General features: G+C 63.2%; 18 protein-coding genes and 1 pseudogene. 6 read left to right on the top strand and 13 right to left on the bottom strand.

The genetic code is table 11. From position 1 onward, the window contains the following. Window positions 1-6: 6 nt before the first annotated feature. The 8 genes and pseudogenes from rplB to CR917_RS02975 all read right to left on the bottom strand — a co-directional run bounded on the left by rplB (window position 7) and on the right by CR917_RS02975 (window position 8,835). A complete protein-coding gene (rplB, locus tag CR917_RS03010) occupies window positions 7-831 on the bottom strand; it encodes a 50S ribosomal protein L2 (RefSeq protein ID WP_078481646.1) in 825 nt (274 codons plus the stop codon). A gap of 14 nt (window positions 832-845) precedes the next feature. Beyond that, window positions 846-1,145: a 50S ribosomal protein L23 gene (rplW, locus tag CR917_RS03005; RefSeq protein WP_009397515.1), complete on the bottom strand. Its 300-nt coding sequence runs from the start codon at window positions 1,143-1,145 to the stop codon at window positions 846-848. Further along, window positions 1,142-1,744, bottom strand: a complete 603-nt coding sequence (gene rplD, locus CR917_RS03000) for a 50S ribosomal protein L4 (RefSeq protein ID WP_010220305.1) — start codon at window positions 1,742-1,744, stop codon at window positions 1,142-1,144. The genes rplW and rplD overlap by 4 nt, the downstream gene beginning before the upstream one ends. Window positions 1,745-1,756: 12 nt before the next feature. Then, entirely contained in the window at window positions 1,757-2,392 is a 636-nt protein-coding gene (rplC, locus tag CR917_RS02995) for a 50S ribosomal protein L3 (RefSeq protein ID WP_043861931.1), read from the bottom strand. A gap of 81 nt (window positions 2,393-2,473) precedes the next feature. Continuing rightward, complete coding sequence (gene rpsJ, locus CR917_RS02990; protein ID WP_003186070.1) at window positions 2,474-2,785, bottom strand: 30S ribosomal protein S10; 312 nt, start codon at window positions 2,783-2,785, stop codon at window positions 2,474-2,476. A 143-nt stretch (window positions 2,786-2,928) separates the two neighbouring features. Further along, window positions 2,929-3,780 (bottom strand): annotated as a pseudogene (locus CR917_RS02985) (elongation factor Tu); the annotation flags it as partial. 107 nt (window positions 3,781-3,887) lie between these two features. Continuing rightward, a complete protein-coding gene (locus tag CR917_RS02980) occupies window positions 3,888-6,437 on the bottom strand; it encodes a sulfite reductase flavoprotein subunit alpha (protein ID WP_104571869.1) in 2,550 nt (849 codons plus the stop codon). A gap of 106 nt (window positions 6,438-6,543) precedes the next feature. After that, entirely contained in the window at window positions 6,544-8,835 is a 2,292-nt protein-coding gene (locus tag CR917_RS02975) for a TonB-dependent siderophore receptor (RefSeq protein WP_058541413.1), read from the bottom strand. Between the two features lie 217 nt (window positions 8,836-9,052). Here CR917_RS02975 and CR917_RS02970 point away from each other — a divergent pair, with 217 nt between their 5' ends. From CR917_RS02970 to CR917_RS02960, 3 genes are all read left to right on the top strand, one after another. Further along, window positions 9,053-9,733 (top strand): Fe2+-dependent dioxygenase, encoded by a 681-nt coding sequence (locus tag CR917_RS02970; RefSeq protein ID WP_058541414.1) that lies wholly within the window; start codon window positions 9,053-9,055, stop codon window positions 9,731-9,733. Between the two features lie 3 nt (window positions 9,734-9,736). Continuing rightward, window positions 9,737-10,519 (top strand): tetratricopeptide repeat protein, encoded by a 783-nt coding sequence (locus CR917_RS02965; protein WP_054916404.1) that lies wholly within the window; start codon window positions 9,737-9,739, stop codon window positions 10,517-10,519. Window positions 10,520-10,630: 111 nt separating this feature from the next. Beyond that, window positions 10,631-11,110, top strand: coding sequence for a hypothetical protein (locus tag CR917_RS02960; RefSeq protein ID WP_043862510.1), 480 nt, complete (start codon window positions 10,631-10,633; stop codon window positions 11,108-11,110). Window positions 11,111-11,176: 66 nt separating this feature from the next. Here CR917_RS02960 and CR917_RS02955 read toward each other — a convergent pair whose 3' ends face one another. Continuing rightward, window positions 11,177-12,340, bottom strand: a complete 1,164-nt coding sequence (locus CR917_RS02955; protein ID WP_043862509.1) for a type III PLP-dependent enzyme — start codon at window positions 12,338-12,340, stop codon at window positions 11,177-11,179. Between the two features lie 620 nt (window positions 12,341-12,960). On the opposite strand from CR917_RS02955, the gene CR917_RS02950 reads away from it, so the two are divergent. The 3 genes from CR917_RS02950 (at window position 12,961) to CR917_RS02940 (ending at window position 16,975) form a co-directional block, all read left to right on the top strand. Then, window positions 12,961-13,449, top strand: a complete 489-nt coding sequence (locus tag CR917_RS02950; RefSeq protein ID WP_043862508.1) for an RNA polymerase sigma factor — start codon at window positions 12,961-12,963, stop codon at window positions 13,447-13,449. A gap of 17 nt (window positions 13,450-13,466) precedes the next feature. Next, the gene (locus CR917_RS02945; RefSeq protein WP_054916402.1) at window positions 13,467-14,441 is read left to right on the top strand and encodes a FecR family protein; all 975 of its coding nucleotides are present in this window, start codon (window positions 13,467-13,469) and stop codon (window positions 14,439-14,441) included. A gap of 107 nt (window positions 14,442-14,548) precedes the next feature. After that, window positions 14,549-16,975 (top strand): TonB-dependent receptor, encoded by a 2,427-nt coding sequence (locus tag CR917_RS02940; RefSeq protein ID WP_043862506.1) that lies wholly within the window; start codon window positions 14,549-14,551, stop codon window positions 16,973-16,975. Window positions 16,976-17,068: 93 nt separating this feature from the next. Here the strand turns inward: CR917_RS02940 and CR917_RS02935 are convergent, their stop codons facing one another. The 4 genes from CR917_RS02935 to CR917_RS02920 are packed head-to-tail and all read right to left on the bottom strand — an operon-like array spanning window position 17,069 to window position 20,506. Beyond that, window positions 17,069-18,223, bottom strand: a complete 1,155-nt coding sequence (locus CR917_RS02935) for a betaine/proline/choline family ABC transporter ATP-binding protein (protein ID WP_058541415.1) — start codon at window positions 18,221-18,223, stop codon at window positions 17,069-17,071. Next, window positions 18,220-18,873: an ABC transporter permease gene (locus CR917_RS02930; protein WP_043862504.1), complete on the bottom strand. Its 654-nt coding sequence runs from the start codon at window positions 18,871-18,873 to the stop codon at window positions 18,220-18,222. The genes CR917_RS02935 and CR917_RS02930 overlap by 4 nt, the downstream gene beginning before the upstream one ends. Beyond that, window positions 18,870-19,778 carry a glycine betaine ABC transporter substrate-binding protein gene (locus tag CR917_RS02925; protein ID WP_058541416.1) on the bottom strand — a complete coding sequence of 303 codons (909 nt, stop codon included), beginning with the start codon at window positions 19,776-19,778 and terminating at the stop codon, window positions 18,870-18,872. The genes CR917_RS02930 and CR917_RS02925 overlap by 4 nt, the downstream gene beginning before the upstream one ends. 14 nt (window positions 19,779-19,792) lie before the next feature. Then, window positions 19,793-20,506, bottom strand: coding sequence for an ABC transporter permease (locus CR917_RS02920; RefSeq protein WP_054916398.1), 714 nt, complete (start codon window positions 20,504-20,506; stop codon window positions 19,793-19,795). Window positions 20,507-20,652: the final 146 nt, after the last annotated feature.

Here is a 20,652-nt window from a genome sequence, read left to right as displayed (position 1 = left end):
CTCTATTTACTTGCGACGACGGACGATCATTTTGTCGGTACGCTTATTACCACGAGTCTTCGCGCCCTTAGTCGGGAAGCCCCATGGCGATACCGGATGACGACCACCGGAGGTACGACCTTCACCACCACCATGTGGGTGGTCAACCGGGTTCATGGCAACACCACGAACGGTTGGGCGAACGCCACGCCAGCGTTTGGCACCAGCTTTACCCAGCGAACGCAGGCTGTGCTCGGAGTTCGAGACTTCGCCCAGGGTCGCACGGCACTCAGCCAGGACTTTACGCATTTCACCAGAGCGCAGACGCAGGGTCACATAGACACCTTCGCGAGCGATCAGCTGAGCCGAAGCACCAGCGGAACGAGCGATCTGTGCACCTTTGCCCGGCTTCAGTTCGATGCCGTGAATGGTGCTACCCACTGGAATGTTGCGCAGTTGCAGGGAGTTGCCTGGCTTGATTGGAGCCAGAGCACCTGCGATCAGCTGGTCGCCAGCACTCACGCCTTTAGGGGCGATGATGTAGCGGCGCTCGCCGTCTGCGTAGCAGAGCAGTGCGATGTGAGCAGTACGGTTCGGGTCGTATTCGATACGCTCGACAGTGGCGACGATGCCGTCCTTGTCGTTGCGACGGAAGTCGACCATACGGTAATGCTGCTTATGACCACCACCTACGTGACGCGTAGTGATGCGGCCATTGTTGTTACGACCACCAGACTTCGATTTCTTCTCGAGCAGCGGTGCGTGAGGAGCGCCTTTATGCAGCTCCTTGTTGACCACCTTGACCACGAAACGGCGGCCAGGGGAAGTCGGTTTGCATTTAACGATTGCCATGATGCACCCCTTCCTTACTCAGCACTGCTGCTGAAATCGAGATCTTGGCCGGGTTGAAGGGAGATGATCGCCTTCTTCCAGTCATTACGCTTGCCCAGACCGCGAGCGGTACGCTTGGTCTTACCCAGAACGTTCAGGGTAGTCACGCTTTCCACTTTCACGCTGAACAGGCTTTCGACGGCCTTCTTGATTTCCAGCTTGGTTGCGTCGGTAGCAACCTTGAAAACGAACTGGCCTTTCTTGTCAGCCAGAACCGTGGCCTTCTCGGAAACGTGCGGGCCAAGTAGAACTTTAAATACGCGTTCCTGGTTCATCCCAGCAGCTCCTCGAATTTCTTCACGGCCGACACGGTGATCAACACCTTGTCGTATGCGATCAGACTGACCGGATCGGAACCCTGTACGTCACGTACGTCGACGTGCGGCAGGTTGCGAGCAGCCAGGTACAGATTCTGATCAACAGCATCAGAAACGATCAGTACGTCGCTCAGACCCATGCCGTTCAGTTTGTTCAGCAGGTCTTTGGTTTTCGGTGCTTCAACAGCGAAGTCCTGAACCACGACCAGACGGTCGGTACGCACCAGCTCGGCGAGGATGGAACGCATTGCTGCGCGGTACATCTTCTTGTTGAGCTTCTGCGAGTGGTCTTGAGGACGAGCTGCGAAAGTGGTACCGCCGCCACGCCAGATTGGGCTACGGATAGTACCGGCACGAGCGCGGCCAGTGCCTTTCTGACGCCATGGGCGCTTGCCGCCACCAGCAACGTCGGAACGGGTTTTCTGCTGCTTGGTGCCCTGACGGCCGCCGGCCATGTAGGCCACGACTGCTTGGTGTACCAGCGTCTCGTTGAATTCGCCGCCGAAAGTCAGTTCGGAAACTTCGATCGCTTGAGCGTCATTTACATTTAGTTGCATGTCAGCTTCCCCTTAACCGCGAGCCTTGGCAGCCGGACGCACAACCAGATTGCCGCCAGTAGCGCCAGGAACGGCACCCTTGACCAGCAACAGATTGCGTTCAGCGTCGACGCGCACTACTTCGAGGGACTGAACGGTCACGCGCTCGGCGCCCATGTGACCGGACATTTTTTTGCCCTTGAATACACGACCAGGAGTCTGGCACTGGCCGATAGAGCCCGGGACGCGGTGGGAAACGGAGTTACCGTGGGTATTGTCTTGACCGCGGAAATTCCAACGCTTGATGGTACCGGCAAAGCCTTTACCTTTCGACTGACCGGTAACGTCTACCATTTGGCCAGCAGCGAAGATTTCTGCATTGATCAAGTCGCCAGCCTGGTACTCGCCTTCTTCAAGACGGAATTCCCAGACACCGCGACCAGCGGCAACGTTCGCTTTAGCGAAGTGACCTGCTTGAGCAGCAGTCACACGCGAAGCGCGACGCTCGCCAACAGTGACTTGCACTGCGCGATAGCCATCAGTTTCTTCGGTTTTGAACTGGGTGACGCGATTCGGCTCGATCTCAATGACCGTGACCGGAATGGAGACACCTTCTTCGGTGAAAATACGGGTCATACCGCATTTACGACCGACTACACCAATAGTCATGTTGTAAACCTCATGAGTGTACGGGGCTTTCACCCGCTATGGCCGCCCATTTCAGAGCGTTACACGACTAAGACCCGAGTCTTAGCCGAGGCTGATCTGCACTTCCACGCCTGCCGCAAGATCGAGCTTCATAAGAGCATCAACGGTTTTATCCGTTGGCTGGACGATGTCCAGTACGCGCTTATGAGTACGGATCTCGTACTGGTCACGCGCGTCTTTGTTGACGTGCGGGGAGACCAGAACGGTGAACCGCTCTTTACGGGTAGGCAGTGGAATTGGACCACGCACTTGAGCACCAGTACGTTTCGCGGTTTCCACGATTTCCTGGGTGGATTGGTCGATCAGGCGATGGTCAAAAGCCTTCAACCTGATACGGATTTGCTGATTTTGCATTGGATTTCAGACTCCAGGCTGCTATTCCCACCGGGCGCACTACGCCCGTTAAAAGGAGGCGTGATTCTATAGACACCCCCACTGAGTGTCAACCCAATAAAAAAGCCCCCGCAAAAGCGGGGGCCTTTCTAAACGATCAACGATTACTCGATGATTTTGGCTACGACGCCGGCGCCGACGGTACGACCGCCTTCACGGATAGCGAAGCGCAGACCGTCTTCCATCGCGATGGTCTTGATCAGAGTGACAGTCATCTGGATGTTGTCACCTGGCATTACCATTTCAACGCCTTCTGGCAGCTCGCAGTTACCAGTCACGTCAGTAGTACGGAAGTAGAACTGTGGACGGTAGCCTTTGAAGAACGGAGTGTGACGGCCGCCTTCTTCCTTGCTCAGAACATAGACTTCTGCGGTGAACTTGGTGTGCGGTTTGACCGAACCCGGCTTGACCAGAACCTGGCCACGCTCAACGTCGTCACGCTTGGTGCCGCGCAGCAGCACGCCGCAGTTCTCGCCAGCACGACCTTCGTCCAGCAGCTTGCGGAACATCTCAACACCGGTGCAGGTGGTGGTGGTGGTGTCACGCAGACCAACGATTTCCAGGGCGTCTTGAACGCGGACGATGCCACGCTCGATACGACCGGTAACAACGGTACCACGACCCGAGATCGAGAATACGTCTTCGATTGGCATCAGGAACGGCTTGTCGATAGCGCGCTCAGGCTCTGGAATGTAGCTATCCAGGGTTTCGACCAGACGCTTGACAGCGGTGGTGCCCATTTCGTTATCGTCTTTGCCTTCCAGCGCCATACGAGCCGAACCAATGATGATCGGGGTATCGTCGCCTGGGAAATCATAGGTGGACAGCAGGTCGCGAACTTCCATCTCGACCAGCTCCAGCAGCTCAGCGTCGTCTACCAGGTCAGCCTTGTTCAGGAAGACCACGATGTACGGAACGCCAACCTGACGGGACAGCAGGATGTGCTCACGGGTTTGGGTGCTGGAAAAACTGCCTGCCGCCGATGCATCCGTGGTGCTGGGCGCCACCAACATCGACAGTCACCAGCCCCGTAGGCGCCGGCCTTGCCAGCGAAGAGTGACGCTCAATACACATCCCGCCGGTACCGCCCCAGCTCGATCAACTGCTCAAGCTCTTCAGCCCCCAGCACCTCGGCCAGCACCGCATCCACACCCGCCGCCATGCCTTCAAGGCTGCCACAGATATAGATCGACGCTCCCTCCGCCAGCCATCGACGCAGCTCATCAGCCTGTTCGCGCAGCCGATCCTGCACATACACCTTCTGCGCCTGGTCCCGCGAGAACGCCAGGTCCAGCCGCGCCAGTTCACCACTCGCCAGCCAGCCCTGCAGTTCCTCCTCGCACAGGAAGTCATGCGCCCGGTTACGTTCGCCAAACAGCAGCCAGTTGCGTTGCTCGCCGTCCACGATTCGCGCCCTCAGCAGGCTGCGCAACCCGGCCAGCCCGGTACCGTTGCCGATCAGGATCATCGGTGCCGGAGCCGTCGGCAGATGGAAACCGCTGTTGCGGCGCAACCGCACGCTCACGCTCGCGCCCAGCGCCAGGTGTTCGGTCAACCAGCCCGAGCCCAGGCCCAGCGTGCCGTCCGGATGACGCTCCTGGCGCACGATCAGCTCCAGCACACCGTCACTGGCAATCGAGGCGATGGAGTATTCGCGCGCTGCCACCGGGATCAACGCATCCACCAGCGCCTGCGCGTGCAGGCCGATCAGGTGGCCGCGGCTGGCCGGCAACAGCCGCCCGCCCAGTGCATGGTCCAGGCGCTCCTCCAGGCCGTCCACTCGCACAGGCGTGTGAGGCTCAAGACCAAGCCCGTCGAGCAACGCCTTGACCGTCGAACCGGCATTGCGCGGCAGTACATCGACCAGGTCCCCGGCATCCCAGCGCTCTGGCTGCGACGGTTGCAGGCCGAGCAGGTACACCGGTGCGCCCTGGCTGCCGGGGTTGAGCAGCTCGCGCCGGGTCAAGGTCCAGGCGCTGAACTGCGGCGGCTGCCAGGCAGACAGCGGCGCTGCGCCGGTCAATGCCGCCAACTGCTGCTGCCATTGCTGCAAGGCAGCAGGATCTGCACTGTCGACTTCCACGGCAGAGAAACTGGCGGTGGCACCGCGAGCCTCCAGCCAGTGCTGCAAGCTGCGCGCAAACCCGCAGAAATGCGGGTACTGGCGGTCTCCCAGTGCGAGCAGGGCGTAGTTCAGGTTACCCAGCGTCCACGGCTGGCCAAGCACCTTGCGCTCGAAGCCGCGGGCGCTGTCCGGCGCCTCGCCGTCGCCAAAGGTGCTGACCACGAACAGCGCGCGTTGCGCCTGCTGCAGATCGGTTTCGGTCAGCGTCGCCAGGGGCTGCACGCGCACCGCCAGGCCCGCCGCCTGCAGTTGTCCGGCGCTCTGCCAGGCCAGTTGTTCGGCGAAGCCGCTCTGGCTGGCAAACCCCACCAGCCATCCGTTGCCTGTGTCGCCGGCCGGGTTCAGGCCCTTGCGCGCCTCGCGTACCTGGCGCTTCTTGCGCCTGCGGTCCAGGTACAGCAGCCAGCCGGTGATGAAGAACAGCGGCATGCTCAGGCTGGCGAGGGTCACCAGGATGCGCCCGGTGAGCCCGAAGTAGCTGCCCACATGCAGGGCATACACGCTGGCCAGCAACTGAGCCTTGAACGACTTGTCGGTGTAGCGATCGTGCTGGCGTACCACGCCGGTGGCCGGCTCCACGCTCAGGGTGTTGAGCGCGCGCTCGTGCTCGGCGTTGTCGAGCAGGTAGAACAGGGTGGCGGGCTGGCCGCCGGCCGGTGGCAGGCGCAGGTTGTAGGTGCGAAGGCCTGGGCCGGCCGCTGCCTGCAGGCTGGTCCAGATGGCGTCGTAGTCCACCACCAGCGGCGCCGCATCCTTGCCGGGTGCGGGCGGGCGGCCACGGCCTTCGCCGCGCTTGCGCTGTTCGCCAGCGGCCGGTGCATCGCCCAGCAACCGGTTCAGCCCCTCGCGGTACCACTCGTAGGACCAGAACAACCCGGTCAGGGCAAACAGCAGGTAGAACAGCAGGCACCAGGTACCGGCCACCGCGTGCAGGTCCCAGTTGAAGGCACGACCTTTCTTCGCCCAGTCCAGGGTCAGCCAGGTTCGCCAGTTCAGCGCCTGACGCGGCCAGCGCAGGTACAGCCCCGACAGGCAGAAGAAGATCAGCATCAGGGTACAGGCGCCGGTGATCTGCCGGCCGGTGTCGCCCATGGCGAGGAAGCGGTGCAACTGCAGCATCAGGTCGAAGAACCCCTGGCCACTGACCGGGGGCTGCAGCTTGCCGGTGTAGGGGTCGGCATAGCGCAGGGTGCCGCGGCGCTCGCCCGGCGGTGGGGTGAAGAAGATGCGCGCAGCTTCGTCGCTGCGCACGTTCACCCACAGCATCGACACCTTGTCGCCCTGTTCGGCCTCGACGCGGCGCACCAGTTCGGCCGGCGGCAGCACGCCTTCGTCGCGCACCTGCACCTTGAGCACCTGTGGGTTGAACAGGCGCAGCAATTCGTCCTGGAACGACCAGGTTGCCCCGGTCACTCCCATCAGCGCCAGCACCAGCCCGGCGGTGATGCCGAAGAACCAGTGCAGTTGAAACAGGCTTTTCTTCACCACATCGACCACCTTGTGTTGCGGGTTGCGTGAATGCGCCGCGCATTATGCCTTGATACACAAAGGCCCCGATCACCGAAGTGAACGGGGCCGGGCCTGCCAGCTGCCGTCAGAAGTGGAAGCTGGTGGTCAGCAGCGCCGTGCGACCGGCCGCCTGGTTGGCGTAGTGCGCCGCGTAGGCCTTGTCGTAGTAGACCTCGTTGGTGAGGTTCTGCACGTTCAGCTGCAGGTCGACATTCTTGGTCAGCTTGTAGCTGGCCATGGCGTCGTAGCGCCAGTACGAATCGACCATCACGCTGTTGGTCACGTTGCCGAACACGTCGTCGACGTAGAAGGCACCACCGCCGAGGGTGAGTTTTGGCGTGACGTTGTAGGTGGTCCACAGGGTCAGGCTGTTGTTCGGCGTGTTGGGCATCTGGTTGCCGTCGTTGTAGCCGTCCACCAGCACACCGCCGACCGACTGCGCGCCACCGTCGACCAGCTTGGCGTCCATGTAGGTGTAGCCGGCGAACACCTGCCAGTCATTGGTCAGCTTGCCGGTGGCGGTCAGCTCCAGGCCATCGACGCGGCTCTTGCCGGCGTTCTGGTAGGTGTTGGCATCGACCAGTACGCGGGCGTTTTCCTTCTCGGTGCGGAAGATCGCGGCGGTCAGGTTCAGACGCTGATCGAGAAGGTCCCACTTGGTGCCGATTTCGTAGTTGGTGGTCTCTTCGGCCTTCAGGTCGCTGGTGGTGGTCGGCGTCAGCAGCGGGTTGCCGTCGCTGCCTTCACCCAGCGAAGCGCCGGCCGGGGTGGCCGAGGTCGCATACGAGATGTACACGCTGCCGTTGTCGGTCGGCTTCCAGGTCAGGCCCAGCTGGCCGGTCACGAACTCGCTGGTGTCTTCGGTCTTGAAGCTGGTCGCACCGCCCGCCACCTTGGTCTTGGCCTTGGTGTCGAAGTGGTCGTAGCGCAGGCCCATGGTCAGCAGCCAGGCCGGGTTCAGCTCCAGGGTATCGGTCAGGTAGATGGCGCGGGTGCTGCTGGTGGTGTCGGCGCCGGCATCGGTACGGGTCACGTCGCCGCCCCAGGCCTCGTTCGGGTTGGGATTGGGGAACGAGGTGCACACACCCGGGATCTGGCCGGTGGCCGAAGAGCAGTTGCCGGAACGGAAGCCGGTGATGTCGTAGCCTTCCTTGGTGGAGGCCTCGCGGCTCAGCTCGATACCGGTGGAGAAGGTGTTCTTGAACCCGCCGATGTACACCTCGCCGAACAGGTCGGTCTGGTTGGTGGTGGTGCGGGTGTTGGCCACGCGGTTGTTCGGGCGGCGCCAGACTTCACCGTTGAGGATGTTGCCCTTGCTGTCGTCGGGCTGGCTGTAGATGAAGTCTTGCAGGGTGTTGCCGTGGCGCAGGGTGTTCTTGAGGGTCAGCGCATCGTTCAGGTCGTGCTCGACGGCGATGGTCGCGATATCGGCACGGGTCTTGTAGAAGTCGCGATCGACCAGGCCGTAGTAGTTGCTGCTGCGGCCGCCATCGTCAGGCTTGTCCGGGTTGGCCGAGGTGCGCCCGGCGGTGCTGCCCGAGCGCAGGCCGTAGGGGATGCCCGAGTCCGGCAGGTCGTCGCTCTCCACGTGGTAGTAGTCCAGGCTCACGCGGGTCGGGGTACCCAGGCCGAATACCAGGGACGGGGCCACGCCCCAGCGGTCGTAGTTGACCTCGTCGCGACCGGCCACGTTGCTTTCGTGGCTCATCAGGTTCAGGCGAAACGCTGCGGTGTCGAGGAACTGGTAGTTGCCATCGAAGGTGTAGCGCTTGGTCTGGTCCGAGCCCCAGGTGAAGGCACCGTCGGTGCTGTTGCCCAGGTGGGCCTTCTTGGTCACCAGGTTGATGGTGCCACCGGCTGCACCGCGCCCGCCGATGGTCGAGTTGGGGCCCTTGGCCACTTCAACCGATTCGATGGCGAAGATCTCGCGGGTCTGCGAGCCCACGTCACGCACGCCGTCCAGGTACATCGAGCCTTGCGAGTCGAAGCCGCGAATGAACGGGCGATCACCCGACGGGTTGCCGCCTTCGCCGGCGCCCATGGTGATGCCCGGCACGGTACGCAGGGCATCCTGCAGGGTCAGGGCGTTGGTGTCCTTGATGACCTGTTGCGGCACCACGGTCACGCTGCGCGGGATGTCCACCAGCGGCGCCGTGTACTTCTGCGATGAGGACTTCTCGACCTTGTAGTCGGTGCTGGCGGTATCGGCCTGGCCATTGATGCTGGTGGCATCCAGCGCGATCGAGCCGCTTGTGGCCGGGGCTGCGTCGGCCGCATAGGCCAGGTGGCCGGCGGACGTGGCGCTCAACGCGACCCCGATGGCAGAAGCAAGCAGGCGTGGTGAACTGACAGCGGTAGGCACGTAATGGCGCGACATCGGAAGGTCCCCAAGGTGTGAAGGCGCCGAAATATAATGTAAACAAATATGAGTAACAATTGAGATCAATTGCTATTCGTACTGAATTTACATTCTTTACACCTTTGTGTGGCGGTTTATGCCTGCTGAAACGTCCCGCCCCTCGCAAGGGGCTTGTACTGGTTCAATAAGAATCAATACCATTGACGCCCTTTAGCCGACCCCTGGTGCCTGCGCCATGCTTTTACACATTCCCGGCCTGTTCACCCGCGAAGAAGTGCAGCGTATTCGCCAGGCGCTGGAGCAGGCCAATTGGGCCGACGGCAAGATCACCGCGGGCTACCAGTCGGCCAAGGCCAAGCACAACCTGCAGCTGCCCGAGGCGCACCCGCTGGCCAAGGAAATCGGCAGCGCGATGATCGAGCGCCTGTGGAGCAACCCGCGGTTCATGTCGGCGGCGCTGCCGTTCAAGGTGTTCCCACCTTTGGTCAACTGCTACCGCGAAGGGGGCAGCTTCGGCTTTCACATCGACAACGCCATCCGCCAGCCGCGTGGCAGCCATGAGCGGGTACGTACCGACCTGTCGTCGACGCTGTTCTTCAGCGACCCCGACGAATACGACGGTGGCGAGCTGGAGATCCAGGACACCTATGGCCTGCAGCAGGTCAAGCTGGCGGCAGGCGACATGGTGCTGTACCCAGGCACCAGCCTGCACAAGGTCAACCCGGTAACCCGCGGGGCGCGCTATGCGGCGTTTTTCTGGACCCAGAGCATGGTGCGCGAGGACAGCCAGCGGGCCTTGCTGTTCGAGATGGACAACGCCATCCAGCAGCTCACGGTGGATGTGCCCGACCACCCGTCGCTGATTCAGCTCACCGGCACCTACCACAACCTGCTGCGCCGCTGGGCAGAGGTCTGAGCCGTGACCTTCAGCCTGCGTCGCGAAGAACAGGTCGATATCGACCAGTTGCATCAACTCATCGAACACAGTCCGGGCAAAGCGGCCCAGGCCCTGCTGGCGGCTGCCGCGCAGAACGTTGTCGAGGCCCAGCTGCTGCTGGGGCAGATCCTGCTCGACGGGCGTGGCATCGAGCAGGACCCGGCACTGGCGCGGACCTGGTTCGGCATTGCCGCCCGCCAGGGCAGTGCGATGGGGCACAACATGCTCGGGCGCTGCCTGGAGCATGGGTGGGGAGGGCAGGCCGACCTGGCGGCGGCGGCCGGTCACTACCGTGCGGCCGCTGCCGCAGGGCTGGACTGGGGGCAGTACAACCTGGCCAACCTGCTGGCCACGGGGCGGGGGGTGGGCCAGGACCATGCTGCGGCCCTGCACCTGTATCAGCAGGCCGCCCACGCCGGCCACGCCAAGTCGATGAACCTGCTGGGACGTTACCTGGAACAGGGGCTGGCCTGCGCGGCCGACCGGCACGCCGCCATGCACTGGTACCGTCTTTCTGCCGAGGCCGGCGATTTTCGCGGGCAGTTCAGCCATGCGGCGATCCTCGCCGAGCAAGGCCACATGGAGCAGTCGCTGGTGTGGCTGCAAAAGGCCCTGGAGCAGGGTAACGGCAACTTCCTGCGTGCTGCAGTGGCCAGCCTGGAGCAGGCCGAGCAGCCGCAGATCCAGGCGATGGCGGGGGCCTATCGGCAGCGTCTGGAGCAGGTGTCGCGGCAGGCCACGGAAAGCCTTCACTCTCGGGTTTAGCCTGCCGCCTTTCTATGCTCGATCACTCCCATGCTTCTCAAGGAAGATCGACCATGAACAGCAACCACCGTCTTGCCAGTCACCCGGGCCTTGCCTGCGCAGGGGGTCCCCATGAGTGACACCTGGAATTTCTCGTTCATCGCCAGCCTCTACTCGGTGACGCCGGGCCACAAGGGCCGTATCGGTATCAGCCTGGTCGAAGGCGGCATCGACAACGATGGCTGGTTGCAGGTGATGACCGACACCCGGCTCATCAAGCCGGTCAATTTTCGTTTCGACTACGTCTCCCACACCGACCGGCGCATTACCTACAACATCTCCAGCTCTTCGGATACCGGGTTCTATCGGGGCGCGGCGGTGGGCAAGAACTTCAATCACTATGTGGGCCTGTTCCCGGGGGGTACCAGCGAGCCCTGGCTGGTCAAGCCCTTGGGGGAGTGGGGCGACCATGACGTGCTGCGACTGAAGCTCTATGACACCTACGAGTGCAGCATCGGCAACTACCGTCACTCCGACGGCATGGATTACCTGAATGTGATCAGCGGGGAGAACCTCGAGTTCGAGGCACATGTACTGCGTGTGCTGAGCTGACCGCGCGGGCCCATGAAAAAAGGCGACGGTAGCAACCGTCGCCTTTCGTGTGCAGCTGACCCGTGGTTACAGGTAGTACGCCTTCAGCGGCGGGAAGCCGTTGAACTCCACCGCGCTGTAGCTGGTGGTGTAGGCGCCGGTCGACAGCCAGTACAGGCGGTCACCGATGGCCAGGTTCAGCGGCAGGCCGTACTTGTAGTGTTCGTACATGATGTCGGCGCTGTCGCAGGTCGGGCCGGCGATCACCACCTCTTCCATCTCGCCTTTCTTCTCGGTCCAGATCGGGAACTTGATCGACTCGTCCATGGTTTCGATCAGGCCGGAGAACTTGCCCACGTCGGTGTATACCCAGCGCTCCACGGCGGTACGCGACTTGCGCGCCACCAGCACCACTTCGCTGACCAGGATGCCGGCGTTGGCAATCAGCGAGCGGCCAGGCTCCAGGATGATTTCCGGCAGGTCGTCGCCGAAGTCTTCCTTGAGAAAGCGAATGATCTCTTCGGCGTAGGTTTCCAGGCTGTTGGTACGGGTGATGTAGTTGGCCGGAAAGCCGCCACCCATGTTGATCAGCTTGAGCACGATGCCGTCTTCTTCCTTCAGGCGCTCGAAGATCACCTTGACCTTGGCGATGGCCGCATCCCACACGCTGATGTCGCGCTGCTGCGAACCCACGTGGAAGGAAATGCCGTAAGGCACCAGGCCCAGGTCGCGGGCCAGGATCAGCAGGTCCATGGCCATGTCGGTCTGGCAGCCGAACTTGCGCGACAGCGGCCAGTCGGCGGTGGTGGAGCCTTCGGTAAGGATGCGTACATACACTTTCGAGCCCGGTGCGGCCTTGGCGATATTGCGCAGGTCGGCTTCGGAGTCGGTGGCGTACAGGCGCACGCCCTTCTCGTAGAAGTAGCGGATGTCCTTGGATTTCTTGATGGTGTTGCCGTAGCTGATGCGCTCCGGGCCGATGCCGCGGGCCATCACCTTGTCCAGCTCGTAGATCGAGGCGATGTCGAAGTTCGAGCCCTTGTCCTTGAGCAGGTCGATGATTTCGACCGCAGGGTTGGCCTTGACCGCGTAGTACACCTTGGCGAATTCGAAACCGGCGCGCAGGTCGTCATAGGCCTTGCTGATCATGGCCGTGTCGATGAGCACGAACGGGGTTTCTTGCTTGTCGGCGAACGCCTTCATTTTGTTGAAGGTATCGCGTGCGAAGTAGTCTTCGACCTGGATCGACATGCTGGGGGACTCCATGGGCAAACTGAATGAATAAGTGGCTGCAACTGAGCGCCCTCCGTATCCCCACTTTGGTTCGCCTACTTCCCAAGGCATGTCGCCGAAAGCAAAAAGGTCAACCGGGTCGCAGAAGCTGCGCAGCGGGTGACCTTGCTGTCTCGTCGTCAGTACTTGAGCCGGATGGATCGTTTCCAGCATGGACGCTCGGCGCGAACTTTAGGACCTGAAGGATTCAAGATCAACAAAAAATCTCGCGTTTTTTCGCTACGCTGACGCACGTTGCAGACACCCCTCGTTTTAACCGACCCGGATGACAGGCAGATGTTCCCGAAGTTTTGCGAAGCGTTAAAAATACCCGCACGTTCGCAGCTTTTGCAGGCCAACTCAGCTAAAACAACGATGGCGTCAACTTCGGCGACGATGGCCCCAAAAGGTTGGGCAAGCGCACGCAAACAGCTTGAACGGGCAGGGCACGGGCACCGTTCGCAGCGGGGCGTGTGTGCATATTTTTAGCCGCTCGCATGGGCGCTGTTGCAGGGCAATCGCCCGGCGGTGATTGCCGGGTTTAATAAGAAACATTACTATTCGCAACCTCCCTCCCGCCTAGCGACGACCCCCGCACCGTGTCTCGACACAAAGGCTTCCTCGACCACTACCATGAGCTGATCGGCACCTGGACCCGCAAGCTGCGCAGTCGTCAGCAGGCCGAGGACCTCGCGCACGATGCCTTTGTGCGGGTGCTGGAAAACCCCGCCCTGCCAGTCGAGCAGCCGCGCGCCTATCTGCACCAGACGGCACGCAACATTGCCGTGGACGGCTACCGGCGCGAAGACCGGCGCCAGGCCCTGGAGCAGGAAGGGCTGGACCTGTCGCCCACCCCGGGCGATGACCCCGAGGCCTATGTGCATGCACTGGAGCTGGCCGACAGCGTGGAGCGCGCCCTGGCCGAGCTGCCGCTCAACTGCCGCAAGGTGTTCATCTGGCAGAAGCTCGAAGGCCTGACCCAGGCCGAGATCGCCGAGCGCATGGGCTTGACCAAGAACATGGTCGAAAAGTATATGATCCGCACGCTCCGGCATCTGCGTGAGCACCTGGATGTGTCAACGAGATGAGTCAGGCAAATGTTTTCATGAATCAGGGCACATGCCCCTGCGGCGATGACGCCGTGCGCGACCAGGCCGCCGAATGGTTCGCCCGTGGCCGCGATGCGCCCCTGACGCCCCAGCAGCAGGCGCAACTGCATGCCTGGCTGGCGCAGCACCCCCAGCATAAATATGAGTACGACCTGCTCGGGCGCCTGTGGGGCGCGGCCGACCTGCTGCCGCGCGAGCGCCTGCAGGCCTTGTGCGCGCCCGATCCGGTGCGCCAGCTGCCGCGTCGACGCCTGTTGCGCCAGGCCCTGGCAGCCAGTGTGGTGGCGGTCGCGGCAGGGCTTGGCTGGTTCGGCTGGCAGCAGCACCAGCTCAATTACCAGGGCCAGATGCAGACCGGCCTGGGCGAGCGTCGCCAGCTCGACCTGCCCGATGGCTCGCGCCTGGAGCTCAACGGCCGCACGCGGGTGCAGGTGAGTTTCAGTGCCGGGCAGCGGGACATTCGCCTGGAGCAGGGCGAGGTGATGTTCAGCGTTGCCCATGATACGGCCCGTCCCTTCGTGGTCAGCACCGGCCATGGCAAGGTCACGGTCACCGGTACGCGCTTCGATGTGCGCCGCGACAGCGAGCAGACCCGTGTGGCGGTCGAGCAGGGTTCGGTGCGCGTGCAGGGCGACGGCCAGGGGCAGGCGCTGCTGAGCGCCGGCCTCGGTTCGCACATCGATGCCCATGGCGCGGTGGCAGCGCCCTATACGGTGGACGCCGCCGCGTTGACCGCCTGGCGCGGCGGCAAACTGGTGTTCAACGATGTGCCGCTGGGCGAGGTGGTGCGCGAGGTGTCGCGCTACCGCGAACACCCGCTGCGCGTGGCTCCCGGCAAAACGGCGGCGCTGCGCCTCAGCAGCAGCTTCAGCACCGATGACACCGACGCCCTGCTGCGCGCCTTGCCCAGCATCCTGCCGGTGGCCATCAAGGCCCATGCCGATGGCTCGCAAGAAATAATCGCAAAATAGATTCAGGTTTTTTTCCCGTTGTTCGTCTTCCTGCCCAACTGCAACTGCCAAGCATTTTCATTCGCAGGCGGTGGCCGATTTTCTGACCCTCAGGACTTCTCGACGACGTGAACAACAACAAGGTTTCCAAACGCTGGCTGCCGCTGGCACTGGCATTGGCCGTCAGCGGCGGCATCGCCAACAGCTACGCCGATTCGGCACCCACCAGCATCCAGATCCAGGCCCAGCCGCTGGCCGCGGCGCTGGGCCAGCTGGGCCGGCAGACATCGCTGCAACTGTTCTTCAGCCCCGACCTGGTGGCCGGCAAGCAGGCCCCGGCGGTGTCCGGCAACCTGGCCCCCGAACAGGCACTGCAGGCCCTGCTGCAGGGCAGCGGGCTGACCTACGAGATTTCCCAGGGCACCGTGGTGCTGCACGCGGCGCAGCCAGTGAGCACGGCGCCCGGCACCCTGGAGCTGGCGCCTACCGACATCAGCATGGTCGGCGACTGGCTGGGCGACGCCCAGGAAAGCGTGGTGCAGAACCACCCCGGTGCGCGCACCGTGGTACGCCGTGAAGCCATGGTCGAGCAGGGCGCGCTGAGCGTGCGCGACGTGCTGCGCGGGGTGCCGGGTGTGCAGGTGCAGGACTCCAACGGCACCGGCGGCAGCGACATCGCGCTGAACGTAGGCGTGCGCGGGCTTACCTCGCGCCTGTCGCCGCGTTCCACGGTGCTGATCGACGGCATTCCCGCCGCATTTGCCCCGTATGGGCAGCCGCAGTTGTCGATGGCGCCGATTTCCTCGGGCAACCTGGACAGCATCGACGTGGTGCGCGGCGCAGGCTCGGTGCGCTATGGGCCGCAGAACGTCGGCGGGGTGATCAACTTCGTCACCCGAGCCATCCCCGAGAAGGCCACCGGCGAGCTGGGCACCACGATCCAGACCTCGCGTCATGGCGGCTGGAAGCACATCGAGTCGGCCTTCCTTGGCGGCACCGCCGACAATGGCCTGGGTGCGGCGTTGCTGTACTCCGGGGTCAAGGGCAATGGCTACCGCAGCAGCAACAACAGCAACGACATCGACGACGTGCTGTTCAAGACCCACTGGGCGCTGACCGACCGTGACGAGCTGTCGCTGAACTTCCATTACTACGATGGCAAGGCCGACATGCCCGGCGGCCTGACCCAGGCCCAGTTCGACAAGAACCCCTACCAGTCCGACCGCGACCACGACAACTTCACCGGTCGGCGCAAGGATGTCTCGCTCAAGTACCTGCGCCAGATCGACGACGTGACCCAGTTCGAGGTGCAGACCTACTACACCGACAGCTTCCGTGGCAGCAGCATTGCCGCGCGCGACCAGCAGACGCTGTCGTCGTACCCGCGCAGCTACCACACCTTTGCCGTCGAGCCGCGCCTGTCGCGGGTGTTCGTCACCGGCCCGGCCACCCAGGAGGTCAGCGTCGGTTATCGCTACCTCAAGGAAGCCATGCACGAGCAGGCCACGCGCCTGGCGCTGATCGACAACGTGCCCACCGTAACCCCGGAATCCGACGGCCACGTGTACCAGGACCGTACCGGCGGCACCGAGGCCAGCGCCTACTACATCGACAACAAGATCGACGTGGGCAACTGGACCATCACCCCCGGCGTGCGTTTCGAGCACATCAACACCGACTGGAACGATCGCCCGGTCATGGGCCTGGGCAACAAGCCGGTGGTGGCCAAGAGCCGCAGCGTGACCAGCAACGAACCGCTGCCGGCATTGAGCGTGATGTATCACCTGTCCGATGCGTGGAAGCTGTTCGCCAACTACGAGACCTCGTTCGGCAGCCTGCAGTACTTCCAGCTGGGCCAGGGCGGGCAGGGCGACCAGACCGCCAACGGCCTGCAGGCCGAGAAGGCCAAGACCTACGAGATCGGCACGCGCTATGACAACGGCAACTGGGGCGGCGAGCTGACCGCGTTCTACATCGACTTCGATGACGAGCTGCAGTACATCAGCAACGACGTGGGCTGGACCAACCTGGGTGCGACCAAGCACCAGGGCATCGAGGCCTCGATGCACTACGACCTGGCAGGGCTGGACCCGCGTCTGCAGGGCTTGAGTGCGAACGCCGGCTTCACCTACACCCGCGCCACCTATGAAGGGGCGATCCCGGGCTTCGAAGGGCGCGACCTGCCGTTCTACTCACGCCAGATCGCCAATGCCGGGCTGCGTTACCAGGTGGACCGCTGGACCTGGAATGTGGACGCCTATGCGCAATCCAAACAGCGTGCTCCGGGTACCGGCATGACCAGCAAAGGTGCCTTCACCGGCGACTACATCACCGAACCGACGGCTGATGGGCAGTATGGCGACATTCCGGGGTATGTGACCTGGAGTGCGCGGGGCGGGTATGACTTTGGTGCGCAGCTGTCGAACCTGAAGCTGGCGGCGGGGGTGAAGAACATCTTCGACAAGCAGTTCTTCACCCGTTCCAGCGACAACAATTCGGGGATCTACCTGGGCGAGCCGCGCACGTTCTATGTGCAGGCCAGTGTAGGGTTCTGACAACGCCTTCGCTACGCCGATCGCACAGGCCATGGCCTGCCGGACCGGCGTTGTCAGCCTTGTCTGTTCGGCAGTAGATCGCGGTGGAGCTATTCAGGCCACCGCCTCAGCCGGCGACACGATGCTGGTCTTCATGCCCCGCGAACGCCCCGAACTCAGGTACGCGGCAATCGATTCCTGGGTGACCTCGCCCAGGAACACGTTCTCGGCGTCCAGCACCGGCAACCACGAACGGTTGAACTCGTACATGCGCGACAGCAGGATGCGCAGGTGCTCGTCATGCGCGGCGGTGGCGTTGAACGTGCGCAGGAAGTCCGCGCAGGTGCCCTGCTGACGGTGCAGGTCGCGCCGGCGCACATAGCCCATCGCCTTGTTCTGGCCATCGGTGACCACCACGTAGCGACGGTCATGTTCGTCCATCAGCTCCAGCGCATCGGCCACCGACGTCTCGGGGCTCACCGATGGCGCGTTGTCCGCCGCATCCTCGGCACGCACCAGCAGCAGGCGCTTGAGGGTGCTGTCCTGGCCCACGAAGTTGCTCACGAAGTCATCTGCCGGGTGCGCCAGCAAGGTGTCGGGGTGGTCGATCTGGATCAGCTTGCCGGCGCGGAAGATGGCGATCTTGTCGCCCAGCTTGATCGCCTCGTCGATGTCGTGGCTGACCATGATCACGGTCTTGTTCAATGCACGCTGCATCTCGAAGAACTCGTTCTGGATCATCTCGCGGTTGATCGGGTCGACCGCACCGAACGGCTCGTCCATCAGCAGCAGCGGCGCATCCGCCGCCAGCGCGCGGATCACGCCGATACGCTGCTGCTGGCCACCGGACAGTTCACGCGGGTAGCGGTGCAGGTACTGCTTTGGCTCGAGCTTGATCATGCTCATCAGCTCGCGGGCCCGCTCGTGGCACTTGTGCTTGTCCCAACCGAGCAGGCGCGGCACCACGGTTATGTTCTCCTCGATGGTCATGTTGGGGAACAGGCCGATCTGCTGGATCACATAGCCGATGGTGCGACGCAGCGTCACCGCGTCCAGGTCGGTGGTGTCTTCGCCATTGATCAGCACCTTGCCCGAGGTGGGCGCGATCAGGCGGTTGATCATCTTGAGGGTGGTGCTCTTGCCGCACCCGGACGGGCCGAGGAACACGCAGATCTCGCCTTCGTTGACCGTCAGGCTTACCGAGTCGACGGCCTTTACGTCCTTGCCGTTGCTGTGGAAGGTCTTGCACAGGTTCTGAAGTTCGATCATTTGAGCAGTCCTTTTGGAGTCAGCGAGCGTTGCAGGGCTTGCAGCAGCAGGTCGGCGAAGATGGCCAGCAGGCTCACCAGCACGGCGCCGACCAGCAGCATCGACATGTCGCTGCGGCTGATGGAGGTCAGGATAAGTACGCCAAGGCCACCGGCACCGATGGTCGCGGCAATGGTCATCACGCCGATGTTCATCACCACGGCGGTGCGTACACCGGCCAGAATCACCGGCACCGCAATCGGCAGCTCGACCATGCGCAGGCGCTGGCCGAAGGTCATGCCGATGCCGCGGGCGGCTTCGCGTATGCCGGGCTCGACGTTGGTCAGCGCCAGGTAGGTGTTGCGCAGAATCGGCAGCAGTGAATACAGAAACACCGCGGTGATCGCCGGCAGCGGGCCCAGGCCCTGGCCGAACTTGGAATAGAACGGCAGCAGCAGGCCGAACAGGGCGATCGACGGCACGGTCAGCAGCACCGTGGCGCTGGCCTGCAGAGGCCCGGCAAGCACCGGAAAGCGGGTCATCAGGATGCCCAGCGGTACGCCGATCAGAATGGCCAGGGTGACCGCGATGCCGACCAGGGTGATGTGCTCCCAGGTCAGTTGCAGCACCTGGGCCCAGTCCAGGTGGGCGAAGGTATCAAGCAGACTCATGGTTGCTCCTCGGCAGGTGGATGCTGGCGCAGGTAGGCGGCGGCGACTTTGCTCGGGCTCTGGTGCTCGACGTCCACCTTGGCATTGAGCTGGCGCATGGTCTCGTCATCCAGTTGCTCGGCCAGCGGCTTGAGCAGCCCGGCCAGTTGCGGATGGGCGTCGAGCACGGCCTGGCGCACCACCGGGGCGGCGGTGTAGTCGGGGAAGTAATGCAGGTCGTCGTCCAGCAGCTTGAGGTCGAAGGCGCTCAGGCGCCCGTCGGTGGTGTACACCAGCCCGCTGAACACCTGGCCGTTGCGCAGCGCGGTGTACACCAGCCCGGCGTCCATCTGGCGGATGTCGCGGCGGGTGAACTGCAGGTCGTAGGTCTGGGTCAGGCCCACCAGGCCGTCGGGGCGGTTGGCGAACTCGGTGTCCAGCGCCAGTACATGGCTGCGGTCGGGCTCGTCGCGCAGCACCTGATTGAGCTGGCTGATGGTGTTGACCTGCGGGTACTGCTCGGCGATGTTGCGCGGCAGCGCCAGGGCATAGGTGTTGCTGAACTTCGAGGGTGCCAGCCACACCAGGCCCTTCTTCGCGTCCAACTGCTTGACCCGGGCGTAGGTGGCCTCGGCGCTGTCCATGCGTTCGTCGATATGGTTGTAGGACACCAGCGACACGCCGGTGTATTCCCACACCATGTCCAGCTGGCCGCTTTCCTGCGCGCTGCGCGCCAGGGTGCTGCCCAGGCCGCCGGTGATGCGCACGTCGAAGCCGTGGCTGCGCAGGTACTGCGCGGTGATTTCGGCCAGCACGGTCTGTTCGGTGAACACCCGCGCGCCGAGGCGGATCATGGGTTTGTCGGCGGCCTGGGCGAATCCTGCGAACAGCAGGGCCGCGCCCAGCAACAAGGCGATTCTTTTCATGGGGGTTCCTTCGCTTAGTTGGCCAGGCCGCGTTCGAGCCAGCGGCGACTGCATTGGCTGACCAGCGCATCGAGCAGCAGGGCGAGCAAGGCCGTGGTGGCGGCGCCCAGCAACAGTTGCGGCTGGTTGTTAAGGGCGATGCCGGGGAAGATCAGGCTGCCCAGGCTGTTGGCGCCGATCAGGAACGACAGCGGCGCGGTACCCACGTTGATTGCCAGTGCCACTCGAACGCCGCCGACGATGATGGGTACCGCATTGGGCAGCTCGACCCGCCACAGCGTCTGACGCGGGGTCATGCCGATGCCGGTGGCGGCTTCCTTGAGCGAGGCGGGGACGTTTTTCAGGCCTTCGTAGGTGTTGCGCACGATGGGCAGCAGGGAGGCGAGGAACAGCGCGAAGATTGCCGGGCCTGCGCCGATGCCCAGAAAGCTCAGGGCGATGGCCAGAACGGCCAGGGGGGGAACGGTGTTGCCAATGTTGAAGATCTGCATGAAGCGTTCGGCGCGGTCGACCCGGTGCGGTCGACTCAAGGCAATGCCGGCGGGGATACCCACGGCCAGCGCCGCCACCATCGAGCACGCCACCAGCATCAGGTGCGCTTGCAGGTAGAACCACAGATCGGCGCGGTAGTGCGCGATCGTATCGATGCCGATCCAGTGGATCAGCAGGGCCAGGATGACGAGCGCGGCGGCCCATCCCATCAGCCCCTTGCCATAGCGTTTAGCCACAGGCGGACTCCTTTTTTTTGTCGGCGGGCACACTCCCGTGGCGGCTGCCGGTCCAGGCAGCAGGCAGTGTGATCGCGATAAGCAGCGGGTCGCTTCGGTAGAGCGGAACACGCCATGAGCGCAGCCTCGTCAGGCGCATGTTGCCG

Origin of the sequence: Pseudomonas sp. BRM28, assembly GCF_002939405.1 — a bacterium.
Classification (GTDB): Bacteria; Pseudomonadota; Gammaproteobacteria; order Pseudomonadales; family Pseudomonadaceae; genus Aquipseudomonas; species Aquipseudomonas palmensis.
This window is presented reverse-complemented; position numbering and strand designations above follow the sequence as displayed.